The sequence below is a fragment of the Leifsonia sp. GW821-FHT13C09 genome (assembly GCF_058806435.1).
Genome location: NZ_JBXAPS010000012.1, coordinates 25,701 through 36,800 on the forward strand (window position 1 = coordinate 25,701; position 11,100 = coordinate 36,800).

Genomic DNA, 11,100 nt, shown 5'->3' on the forward strand with positions numbered 1-11,100 from the left:
ACATCCTGCCATCCGGTCATCTCAGGTGGCCGTCCATCCGCCGTCGACATGGATGACCTGGCCGGTGACGTACGAAGCGCTGTCGGATGCGAGGAAAGCGATGACCGCCGCGACCTCATCGGCGCTCCCTCCCCGCTTGGCGGGGATGAGGAAGTCCCAGAGTTCGGGCGAGGCTCCGATCCCGCGATCCATGTCGAGGACGCCTCCGAGCTGCTCGCCGGAATTCTTCCGGATATCTGTCTGGGTCACACCGGGGGCGACGACATTGGCGGTGATCCCGAGCGGGCCGAGGTCGATGGCGAGCCTCCTCGTCATACCCTCGATCCCCGCTTTGCTCGCCGCATAGGACAGTCCGTCCGCCGCACCCCGCTGCCCGGCGACCGAACCGACGTTGATGATCCGTCCGCGTCGGTTCGGGATCATCAACTCGGAGGCGACCTTGCAGCCGTGGAAGTAGCCGGTCAGGTTGATCGCGATGATCCGCTGCCACAGCTCCAGCGTGGTCTCCTCGATGCTGGCGTACGCGTCGAAGACACCCGCGTTGTTGACGAACACGTCGAGACCGTCGTCGCCGGCGGCTTCGACGCCGAACGCTCGCATCGCGTCGAAATCGGTCACGTCCAGTTCGACGACCGTGACCCCGGGCAGCGCTGCTTTCGTCGAGTCCAGCCGTTCGCGCGAGATATCGCCGACGTAGACCGTGTCGCCGTTCTGCGCGAACGCACGTGCCACCGCCAGTCCAATGCCCGAACCTGCGCCCGTGATCGCTACCCGCTTCACCATCCCGCTGCCTCCTTATCGGCCTGGAAGTCCCGGACGGCCGGGTCGTACTCGACGGATTCCGCCGGGATGATCCGGATCGGCCGACCGCTCTCCTGCTCCTCGGTCAGGTGAGCGATGACACCCGGCAAGGTCGAAAGGATGGCGACTCCCGTCGTCTCATCGGGAGTGAAGCCCATCTCCACAAGAACAAGGGCCATCATCCCCACATCATTGACCGGGATCCAGTCCCGCCCCGTCTGCCGCCCGAACTCCGCGTGAACGGATTCGTAGAACGATGCCCGCGGTCCCCAGAAGCCGAGAGTCTCGGCGATCTCTTTGATCTTCTGCGCGCGAGGGTCGACGTACTTGAACACCGGGTGCCCGAGGCCCGGGATCCTGCGGCGCGACGACCGGTACTCGGACACGATCTCCTCGGCCACCTCCGCGGCGGACCTCTCCGAGACCTGGAGCCGATCGAAGCTCTCGATCGCGAACTTCGCCGTGTCCTCCGGCGCCAGTGTGTTCTTCCCCACTGCGAGGACGGCTGCCGCGAGGCCGGCCGCCACGTTCGGGTTCGCCGACATGACGTAGCGCGCCGCAACGGTGCCCGGCTTTTCCAGTGCATAATCGAGCACCGCGGTCAGGATCGCATCCAGCATCCGAGTCTGCTCCGGCGTGGGAAGCGAGCCGCGGATGAGGAGGTAGGTTGCGGCGCTGAACGACACGCCCCCGATGAGTTCCTCCAGGTCGTATCCACGGATCCGTACAGCAGACTCATCCACCCGACTCACGGACGATGTCCAATAGCGCTCTCCCACAACGTCCCTCCGCGATACTCGGCGACCTTCCGGCCTCGTCATTGTGCCCAGACTAGAGCTGACTCCAGCAGGCCAACCATTGGAGAATTTCCATGAGTTCCGGGGCTTGGTTGTGAGAAGCACCGGAGTCAGGCGGAGGGCGCGTGGCTAGAATCGCCTCATGCAGCCGGGCACCACGGCCTCACCAGGCCTCACGGAGGAGACGTGAGTCGTCCGACCCTGAGCCCGTGCACGCTGGCAGACCTGATGAGCCACGAAGCCCTCGGCCTGCGTCTCATCGCCGGCGCCAGTGGTTTCGAGGAACGTCCCGTGACATCGGCCCAGATCTTCTCGGATCGTCTCGATGAGGATCGGCTGAGCGCCGACGAGCTGATCCTGTTGATCGGGGGCTGGGCGGATGGGCCCACGGAACCCGCGCGCATCGCGGCCCTTTTCGCTGAAGCCGAAGTCGCCGCGGTGGTCATCCCGGAGACATTGAGCGAGTCGCTTCAGGCGAGCGCGTCCGAAGCGCTTTCGGCTGCGGGGATCCCGGTCTTCCTCGTCCCGAGGACGACCCGTTTCGCCGACATCATCGACACCGTGAGCCGCGCCCACGCCAGTCCCGATACTGCGCGCTTCCAGCGGATGATGTCGATGCAGCAGTCCCTGGTCGCGGCGATGGACTCTGCCGAGCCCGCCGTCTCGCTCGTGCGAAAACTTGCGACGCTGACCGATGGCGTCGCCGGCGTCACCGACGAGTCCGGGCTCGTGGAGAACGCGACCGGAGCGCTCCCTTTCGTCCTGTTCCGCCAGGAGATCGGCGGCTACGAAGCGCCCACGATCGAGCTCGACGTCGGCGGCTGGGAGGGCCTCGCGGTTCGCCTGCACTCACTGCCGGGCCGACCCCGACGCTGGCTCATCCTCGCCAGCCGGCGCGTCGGCTTCCTCAATGCGTACGGTCGCGCGGCCGCCGCCGTCACGGCGTCGCTGTTGGAGGCGGCGAAGCGGATCGACACTCTCGCGATGAATCAGGACCGCGCGATCCGGAGTTCCATCCTGCGGCGCGCTCTCGAACTGGAGCCGTATGAGAGCACCGAAGGGCTCGAGGAACGAGCATCGGCGCTGGGCCTGAATTTCGCGAACGAGGTGCGCGTGCTCTCGATCGTGTTCCCGAACGCGCACCGTCAGCACCGCATCCCGGCCGCCGACCTCCTGGAGGAGACGATCGCCGCTCATCGGGCGACCGGGTTCACCCTGGAGCAGGCGAACGGCTTCACCGTCCTGCTCCAGGCGAACGCCGACACGCAGGCCAAGACGATCAAGTCCATCCTCTCGAATCAGCCCGGGTCCTTCGTCGGCACCGGACGGGCCATCGAGAAGATCGGCGAGGTCGCCACCTCGCACCACGACGCGATCCTTGCCGTGCAGTTCGCGCTCAGGGGCCGCAAGACGCGGGCCGCGAGCTACGACGAACTGGACTTCTCCGTCCGCCTGCTGGCGGACATCGGGCAGGCGAGCATGGCCGAGTGGCGCGACCGCATCCTCGGGCCGTTTCGGGACAAGCCGCTGCTGCTGGAAGCGATCACCACGTACTTCGCTGAAGAGTTCGATGTGATGTCCGCCGCCAAACAATTGAACATCCATCACAATTCGATGCGCTATCGGCTGTCCAAGGTCGAGGAGATCCTCGGCGCGTCCATCCGCTCACCCTCGATGATCACGGCATTGCACCTGGCGATGACCGCCGAAGCGGCGGGCGCGGAATTGACCGCGGAGACTCTCGGACCGCTGCGGCCCTCACGCGACACCGGCGACCGGGTGACCGATGCCGTGGCGAGCGAGGCGCCTGCGAGCGGCCCGCTGTTCCCCGAGCCGACCGACAGCTTCGGCGCCGCGCGCGTCGATTGAGGAAGCCGACCGGGGCGGGGCTCGCGCGGTCCGCTATTCGACCGAGGTGGTCGTCGACCGCGCAAGCGCCCCGATGATCGCCTCCGCCTCAGCCACCATCGAGGTCACGACGTCTCCGGCGGGCGTCAGCTCGTGGATATTCTCGACACCCTGCCCGATCGGCATCATGCCCCAGTCCAGGTCGCCATCCTGGTAGCCGGTCTCGACTCGCTCGCCGGCGACCGCGTACTGGCCCGGGAAGCTCCGCACCGACGACGGATCGCCCTCCCACTTCGTGGTCCACTGGTTCCGGAAGGCACGGAGCGGCTTGCCCGTGTACGACTTGGTCAGCACGGTGTCACGGCTATGACCGGCGAGCACGCGCGCCTTGAAGGCATCATGACCGTACGCCTCCGGGGTGGCGATGAACCGGGAACCGACCCAGACCGCCTGCGCGCCCAGCGCGAGCGCGCCGGCGAGGCCACGGCCGTCTGTGATACCGCCGGCGGCGGCGACCGGGAGATCGACCGCATCCACCACGGCGGGCGTCAACGCCATCGTGGCGACATGACCGGTGTGACCTCCTCCCTCGGTGCCCTGCGCGATCAGGAAGTCGATTCCGCTTGCGGCGGCGCGTTGGGCCCCGCCGATCGAGCCGACCATCGCGCCCACCAGGATGCCTCTGCTCCTCGCCGCGTCGATGAACCACGACGGCGTCGCGAACGTGAGCACGACGACCGGCGGCGCCTCGTCGAGAACCACTTGCACCTGGCCTGAGACCGCCCCGGGAGTGAGGAGCGCTTGGACGCCGGTCAACTTGGTGCGCTGAGCCGGGCTCATCGCATCCCAGAGTTCGCGGACGGGAGCCCAGGTCGCCTCATCCTCCGTCGTCAGCGACTCCGGGAGCAGCAGATTCACGGCATACGGCTTGGAGGTACGGCTGCGGATGTCCCGGATCTCAGCCCGCAGCGCGTCCGGCATGAAGCTGACGCCGCCCAAGCAGCCCATTCCCCCTGCCTCGCTGACGGCGACGACCAGGTCGGCCTGCGCAACGCGAGCCATGCCAGCTGAGAGCACAGGATGCTCGATCTGCAGAAGACGGGTGAGCTCGGTGGTGATCACGAGACGGAGGTCCTTTCAGACGTGCGGATGTCGGCGCGAAGCGCATCCGCGATGGGGCGGGGAATCGACTGGGCGCGACCCGTCGACACGTCGACGTTCACGTACGTGCTCTCCACCGTGCAGACCAGCTCCGCTTCCCGGTGGAACCTGAAACGGAGGTCGGCGCTCGAGGTGCCGACGCGCACGCAGGCAACCTGCGCTTCGATCACGTCGTCGAGTCGCGCCGGACGGTGGAAGGTCACGTGCGTCGTGGCGAGCGAGGGGTCGTATCCGACCGCGAGCAGCTCCGGGTATCCCCAACCCAGAAAGCGGAAGTACTCGGTCATCGACACATCGGCGTACTCGAGATACCGGCTGTTGAAGACGAACCGCTGCGGATCGGTCTCGTGGTAACGCACCCGGAAGGTGTGGACGAACAGGGCCATGTCAGCTCGCGTCCGCTTCCAGCCGCGCGTAGAGGTCCTCGCGCCGGTACCGGAAGCCGGGCGGCTCCGGCTGTGCGCGGGACTCCTCCAGCAGCGCCGAGTCGAGCCGGGCGATCACGAATCCTTCGCTTCCGTCGTCGTCGTGGGCGACAACGATGCCTTCGTTGTCGCCGAATCGCCGCTCCAACGGCATGGCGACGAGAGCATGACCGGTGCCGTGCATCGCGCCGTCCCGCGGCAGACCGCTGGAGCCGACCAGTGTGGAGACCGCCACGTAGACCTGGTTCTCCATGGCGCGCGCGTGCGCCCCGTAGCGGACGCGCTGTGCCCCGCGCCGGTTCCAGGTCAGTGATGGCACAAGGATGAGGTCCACCCCGCGCTTCGCCAGGTACCGCGACACCTCGGGGAACTCGATGTCGGCGCAGATCTGCACGGCCGTCCTCATCCCGTTGATCTCGGTGATGAGCACAGCGTCGCCGGCCTCGGTGCCGAGGCTCCGCTCCTGCGGGATGAGGTGCAGCTTGTCCTGCTGCTCCACCCGGCCATCCGGGTGAGCCACGTATGCGGTGTTCCGATGCGCGCCGGTTTCCGTTTCGCGGAAGTGGCTGCCTACGACCACCACGCCGAGGTCGGAGGCGACCCGCACGATCGCGTCGACGAACCGCCCGCTGTAGGACGGGAACACGGAGCGGTACGCCTCGTCGAGGTCATCGACCGTGAGGTGCTCCGCCTCCGGATGCGACGCGAGCAGACCCGTGGTCGTCAGCTCTGGCAGAAGGACGACGTCCGCCCCGTCAGCGGCTGCGGCACGGACCAGGCCGGTCAGGTGCTCCTCGAAATCATCGAATGTGCGCTCCGGCCGGAGCTCGAACTGGGTGGCTGCCACCGAGAGAGTACTCATGCGCCGGCCGCCGTGTTCGTCGCCAGCGCCAAGGACTTCCGGTCCACTTTGCCGGTGCGCGGATTCACCGGCAGTTCGTCCACGGTGATGAAGCTGGTCGGCACCTTGAACGAAGCCAGGCGCGTGCGGCAGAATTCCGCGAGCGCATCCGGATCGATGGCTTCTCCCGGCCGTGCGACGACCGCGGCCACGACCGCCTCGCCGTACTCGGCATCGGGACGCCCGAAGACGGCCGCTGCGCGAACGGAGTGGTGTTCGGCGAGCACGCCCTCCACTTCGGCGGGCGAAACGTTGGCCCCGCCGCGGATGATCATGTCGGAGAGCCGGCCGAGGACGTAGACGTATCCCTGCTCATCCACGGTGACGAGGTCTTTGGTGCGGTACCAGCCGTCGACTGTCGCATCCGCCGTCGCCTGGGGATTGTCCCAGTAGCCGAGGAAGTGCGCGGGCGCCTTCCAGAGGGCTTCGCCTGTTCGGCCCGGCGCCACGTCCGAACCGTCCTCGTCCACCACGCGCATCCGCGCACCCGGTACGACCCTGCCGGCGCTCCCGAGCCGCGGCTCCGGGTCCACGGCCGGATCGTAGGTCACGACGGGGAAGCACTCGGATGCAGCGAACACGTCATGCACGGGTACACCCGTGAGGCGCTGCCACCGGGCGAAGACCGCCTCGTTTCGAGGCTCGCCACCGGAGATGCAGAACCGGAGGGAGCGGAAGTCGGCGGCTCCCGGATGGTTCTCCGCGTACTCCGTCAGCTTGACGAACATCGTGGTCACGCCGGGAAGGAACGTGCCCTGTCGGTCACCGATCGCCTCCACCAGGAGCGCCGGGTTGGTGCGAGCGAGGATGAGGACAGTGCCGCCGCGGCTCAGAGTCGACATCGATGCCGTCGTCAGCCCGAACACCCACGCCATGGGGAGGCAGACGATCGTGCGGTCGTTCGGGCCGATGCGCCACACGTCCGCATAGGCGTCGGCGCCGGCAGACAGTCCCTCCGCAGAGTGCATCACTGCTTTCGGACGCGACGTGCTTCCGGAGGTGTAGCAGATCAGGGCCAGTGCCTCCGGATCGAGCTCCGCCAGCGGGGGAAGCGAGCGGACCGAGGCGACTGAATCGGGCGACGCGTCCTGCAGGACCGTGTCATTATCGACGATCGTGTCGACGGAGATGCTGGAGCCGCTCAGTCGCGCGGAGGCTCTGCCATCCGCCAGCACGACCGTCGACAGGGAGTTGCCGATCACGTACTCGAGCTCGTCGGTCGTCGACGACGGATACACCGTGACGAGGGTCGCGCCGAGGCGCCAGACGGCGAACGCAACGACCAGATAGGCCGCCGAGTTGTCCGCTATCAGAGCCACGCGCCCGCCACGGGCGACGCCCATCTCCTGGAGACGCCCGGCGAAGCGATCGACGGCGTCCACGAGCGCGGCGAACGTGACGAGGCGATCGCCGTCTTCGAGAGCGACTGCATCCCCGTCGGGCGCGTTCGTGATCCGTTCCAGGAAACGCATGTGTTACGCCTGCTCCCTCTTGAACATGACGACCCACTGGCCGTCTTGGGCGACATCACCATTCTGCGTGACCACCTCGACATCGAAGGTCACGATTCCGCGGTCGGGCTTCGACGACGACGGCTTGACGGACGCCACCGTCTGTCGCACGTGGATCGTGTCGCCGATCCGTACGGCGCCCTTCAAGTTCCATGTCATCCCGAGGAAGGCGATGGCCGTTCCTTCTTTGATTCCGAGGCGCGATTCCAGCCCGGTGGCGATGGCGAAAACACCCGGTCCGTGGAAGATGCGTCCGCCGAACTGCGTCGCCTTGGCGAACTCCTCGTCGGTGTGCAGCGGATTGAAATCGCCCGAGATGCCGGCGAACAGGACGAGGTCTGCTTCGGTGATCGTCCGCGCGGGACTCTCCCAGGTCTGGCCGATCTCGAACTCGTCGAAATACATTCCCCGTTGTCTCGTCTGTTCTGCGATGTCCACGTTGATCCCTTTCACGTTCCGGCGACCGAGTTCCCCTGCGGCCATGACATATCTCACCCCGTCGCCGGATTCCGCGCTATTGGTCGATTAACAACGAAGCCGCGGTCCGCCAGTGCAGGAGACCAACACCGGCACGGAATCATCGGCTGAGGGAGGGGGCCGGCCGACGCACGATGAGCCGCACCCGCCCGAAGGCGGGTGCGGCTCATCGTTTCACCTGCGTGCTGCGGCGATCCTGTCGTCGACTCAGCCGGCAGGGTCGGGGACGAGATCACCGGCGTCGTCGCGGCCGATGCGCGCATAGACCTCCGGCCGCCGGGTCCGGTACACCGCGGCGAGGATGACGCCGACGGCGATGAGCCCGTAGATCACTCCGAGCACGAGCCAGGTCAGCCATCCCTCCGTCCCGGCGAGCAAGTCGAAGTTGATCGTCGAGAGGACGAGCGCCACCGCGAGGAATACGAGCGAGACGGCGGTGCCGATCGCTTGCCAGGTCGCCTTCTTCTTCGCCGTCTTGTCCCGGACCAGGAACACTGTGATGGCGAGCGCGGCGACGACGAGCAGGATGACGAAGCAGTACGAGTACACGCCGGAGAGCCTCGCGTAGGCCGTGTCGCCGTCGATCTGCGCGACTGCGAAGATCACGAGTCCCACCAACGACGCGATGCTCACCGCGATCGAGGCGCGGTGCGGGGACCCGTGACGTCCGTGCACCCGGCTGAGGCCTTTCGACAGCACGCCGTCCGCGCTCAAGTTGTACAGGTATCGCGACGTGATGTTGTGACTCGCGAGCACCAGGGCGAAGGAGCTGGTGATGAGGAGCACGGAGACGGCGAAGTACGCGACATTTCCGGTGTAGTGCTTGACGCTCTCACTCGATGCTGCGACGAGGTTCTTGTTGAGAACGGCCATGATCGCATCAGCCCCATACGAGTTGATGAACACCCATGCGGTCAGGGAGTAGAGGACTGCCAGCGTTCCGACGACAGCATAGGTCGCCCGGGGCACGGTGCGGCGTGGACGCTTCACCTCATCACGGAAGATGATGGTGGCCTCGAACCCGCCGTAGAGACCGATGCCGAAGATGAAGCCGACGGCGATGGAGCCGGAGAAGATGTTCGACGGTTTGAAGCTGTCGAAGCCGAGACCGTGGGCTCCGCCCTGGGCGATCACCGAGATGTCGTAGATGACAAGAAGCAGCAGTTCGAGGGCGAGGAAGACGGTCAGCAGCCTGGCCGAGAAGTTGATGTTCAAGTACCCGAGCACCGCCACGATGACGAACATCACGCCCGCGTACAGCCACCAGGGCAGTGAAGGGCCCCCGAGAGCACCATGGACGAGGGAGTCGGTCGCGACGCCGCCCAGCGCGTAGGCCGAGAGATTGGCTGCGTAATAGCAGACCATCGCCGCGAAACCAGTGCCGAGCCCGGGAATCTTGCCCAGCCCCGCCGAGACGAAGGCGTAGAAGCCACCCGGCTTCGGAAGGCGCAGGCCCATCGCGACGAGGCCGGCAGCGAAGAGTGCCGCGATCACGCCGCAGAACAGGTACATGACCGGAGTTCCCACTCCGTTCCCCAACAGGATGGTCACGGGTATGAAGCCGAGAAAGACCACCATCGGGCCGTTGTAGGCGAGGACGGTGAAGACCAGGTTGAAGAATCCGATGTTGCCTTGGAGCTTGTCGCCGGGGGCCGTACCGGCCTCCATCGCGTGAGTGCCGTCCGAACTTGTCGCGGTCATGTCCGGTTTCTCCTGTCAGTGAGCAAGGCGCTGGGGGCGCGGGTCCTGCGTAGTGCGGTCGCTCGGCCACCGGGACGTGACCGCCTTCGCCATCGAAGGTCTACGTTTCGCATGAACATAGGTAGGCGGAGTCGCGATGGCCATTGGGGATTCTCCTAAGCCGCCCAGCGTGCGTTGGTGGGACGACAGGACGGAGAACGTCTCAGCCACAATTGTGCGCTATCTCGGCGGTAGCGATTCGCGTGTTTGTTCAGCCGCGAAAGGACCCGACAGGCACTCCTGACACTCCGGCGTCAGCAAGCCGGTAGAGGGACCCGTCCGCGGTCCGAGGCGAATCGAGTCCATACCGCGCCGTGGTCACGAAGAGTTCGCGCAGGCCTGGTCCCCCGAACGCGCAGGAGGACGGCTGACTCGCTTCCGACGCGACTTCCCGGAGGAGGTCGCCCTCCGGACTGATGCGAACTATTTTGCTTCCGCCCCAGAGCGCGATCCACAGGCAGCCGTCCATGTCCACTGCGAGGCCGTCTGGCAATCCTTCGGAGTCACGGAAGCGGCGCACGACTCGCTTGTGCGAAATCGACCCGCTTGCCGGATCGAAATCGAACGCGAACGTCTCGCCCGTCACGCTGTCATTCAGATAGAAGATACGGCCCTCGCGGTCCCAGCCCAGGCCATTCGGCAGCGTGAGGCCGGTCAGGACCTGCCTCACGCCCCAGTCGGTATCGAGTACATGAAGGGCGCCTTGCTCGGCGACTTCATCCTTGTGGAGGCTGCCTGCCCAGAGCCGACCATCAGGGCCGGCCTTCGCATCATTCATCACGTGGTCCGCGTCCAGGAAGGACAGCAATCGGCCATCGCCCCCGCCCGCCGACAATTCCAAGAATCCCGACGCTGTAGCAACGACATAACCTCGCGTACTGGGCGACACAGCGGCGATGAAGCCGTCCAGAGCGCGACTGGTCTTGGATGATCCATCCCACGTGTTGAGAACGCCAGGCGTCATATCGACCCACACCAGACGACCTTCCTCGGGCAGCCAGATCGGAGACTCCCCGATGTCATCTTCGCCGGGCAGGAGCAATTGGAGCTCGGTGCGCGGGCGCTCATCACTACTTGCTGGGTCGACCATAGGGCTCAACTATTCGTGGAGGGACGGTTCAGCCACACAATATCTCTGGTCACGAGCCAAGAGCGCTGTTGAGCGACTCGGACGCGCCGCCGCCTACCGCGAGGCAGAGCCGCGCCAACGACGAAACGGCGGCTGTTCACCAGCCGCCGTTTCCTGTGTTTTCAACCTGTGTAGCGAGGGCGGGACTCGAACCCGCGACACCACGATTAGGTTCCGCTAGATCTCGCTGGGGCACCTAGCCCGCACCTTGCTTGATATTCAGGGGTTTTCGAGGTCAAGTCCCGTGGAGTGGTGTAACGAACATTCTTCGAGAATGAGCTTGGCTACGCAGTCAACGTGAGGGGTAGTT

The 11,100-nt window shown here is 66.0% G+C and carries 10 protein-coding genes; 1 reads left to right on the forward strand and 9 read right to left on the reverse strand.

Translation table 11 applies throughout. The annotated features are described in order from the left end of the window. Positions 1–21 precede the first annotated feature (21 nt). Together AC1ROW_RS20685 and AC1ROW_RS20690 are read right to left on the reverse strand one after the other, a co-directional pair. Positions 22–783 carry an SDR family NAD(P)-dependent oxidoreductase gene (locus AC1ROW_RS20685; RefSeq protein WP_493021396.1) on the reverse strand — a complete coding sequence of 254 codons (762 nt, stop codon included), beginning with the start codon at positions 781–783 and terminating at the stop codon, positions 22–24. Continuing rightward, on the reverse strand, positions 777–1,622 hold the full coding sequence (locus AC1ROW_RS20690; protein WP_493021398.1) for a citryl-CoA lyase: 846 nt from the start codon (positions 1,620–1,622) through the stop codon (positions 777–779). Before AC1ROW_RS20690 ends, AC1ROW_RS20685 begins: the two co-directional genes overlap by 7 nt. A 162-nt stretch (positions 1,623–1,784) precedes the next feature. On the opposite strand from AC1ROW_RS20690, the gene AC1ROW_RS20695 reads away from it, so the two are divergent. Continuing rightward, positions 1,785–3,467 (forward strand): helix-turn-helix domain-containing protein, encoded by a 1,683-nt coding sequence (locus AC1ROW_RS20695; protein WP_493021400.1) that lies wholly within the window; start codon positions 1,785–1,787, stop codon positions 3,465–3,467. 33 nt (positions 3,468–3,500) lie between these two features. On the opposite strand, the gene AC1ROW_RS20700 is transcribed toward AC1ROW_RS20695, so the two are convergent. From AC1ROW_RS20700 to AC1ROW_RS20730, 7 genes are all read right to left on the reverse strand, one after another. Continuing rightward, positions 3,501–4,568: an NAD(P)H-dependent flavin oxidoreductase gene (locus AC1ROW_RS20700; RefSeq protein WP_493021402.1), complete on the reverse strand. Its 1,068-nt coding sequence runs from the start codon at positions 4,566–4,568 to the stop codon at positions 3,501–3,503. Beyond that, positions 4,565–4,993, reverse strand: a complete 429-nt coding sequence (locus AC1ROW_RS20705; RefSeq protein ID WP_493021404.1) for an acyl-CoA thioesterase — start codon at positions 4,991–4,993, stop codon at positions 4,565–4,567. The genes AC1ROW_RS20700 and AC1ROW_RS20705 overlap by 4 nt, the downstream gene beginning before the upstream one ends. 1 nt (position 4,994) lies before the next feature. Further along, positions 4,995–5,894, reverse strand: a complete 900-nt coding sequence (locus AC1ROW_RS20710; RefSeq protein WP_493021406.1) for a nitrilase-related carbon-nitrogen hydrolase — start codon at positions 5,892–5,894, stop codon at positions 4,995–4,997. After that, the gene (locus AC1ROW_RS20715; RefSeq protein WP_493021408.1) at positions 5,891–7,405 is read right to left on the reverse strand and encodes a class I adenylate-forming enzyme family protein; all 1,515 of its coding nucleotides are present in this window, start codon (positions 7,403–7,405) and stop codon (positions 5,891–5,893) included. Before AC1ROW_RS20715 ends, AC1ROW_RS20710 begins: the two co-directional genes overlap by 4 nt. A 3-nt stretch (positions 7,406–7,408) precedes the next feature. Then, positions 7,409–7,882, reverse strand: a complete 474-nt coding sequence (locus tag AC1ROW_RS20720; RefSeq protein ID WP_431347358.1) for a MaoC/PaaZ C-terminal domain-containing protein — start codon at positions 7,880–7,882, stop codon at positions 7,409–7,411. Positions 7,883–8,128: 246 nt separating this feature from the next. Further along, a complete protein-coding gene (locus tag AC1ROW_RS20725) occupies positions 8,129–9,622 on the reverse strand; it encodes an APC family permease (RefSeq protein WP_493021410.1) in 1,494 nt (497 codons plus the stop codon). A 250-nt stretch (positions 9,623–9,872) separates the two neighbouring features. Continuing rightward, complete coding sequence (locus AC1ROW_RS20730; RefSeq protein ID WP_493021412.1) at positions 9,873–10,751, reverse strand: SMP-30/gluconolactonase/LRE family protein; 879 nt, start codon at positions 10,749–10,751, stop codon at positions 9,873–9,875. Positions 10,752–11,100: the final 349 nt, after the last annotated feature.

What these genes read in the sequence shown, in the direction of transcription:
- AC1ROW_RS20710 (WP_493021406.1), bottom strand. Translation starts at nt 5,894, where the DNA reads ATGAGTACTCTCTCGGTGGCAGCCACCCAGTTCGAGCTCCGGCCGGAG.
- AC1ROW_RS20690 (WP_493021398.1), bottom strand. Translation starts at nt 1,622, where the DNA reads ATGACGAGGCCGGAAGGTCGCCGAGTATCGCGGAGGGACGTTGTGGGA.
- AC1ROW_RS20705 (WP_493021404.1), bottom strand. Translation starts at nt 4,993, where the DNA reads ATGGCCCTGTTCGTCCACACCTTCCGGGTGCGTTACCACGAGACCGAT.
- AC1ROW_RS20685 (WP_493021396.1), bottom strand. Translation starts at nt 783, where the DNA reads ATGGTGAAGCGGGTAGCGATCACGGGCGCAGGTTCGGGCATTGGACTG.
- AC1ROW_RS20725 (WP_493021410.1), bottom strand. Translation starts at nt 9,622, where the DNA reads ATGACCGCGACAAGTTCGGACGGCACTCACGCGATGGAGGCCGGTACG.
- AC1ROW_RS20715 (WP_493021408.1), bottom strand. Translation starts at nt 7,405, where the DNA reads ATGCGTTTCCTGGAACGGATCACGAACGCGCCCGACGGGGATGCAGTC.
- AC1ROW_RS20730 (WP_493021412.1), bottom strand. Translation starts at nt 10,751, where the DNA reads ATGGTCGACCCAGCAAGTAGTGATGAGCGCCCGCGCACCGAGCTCCAA.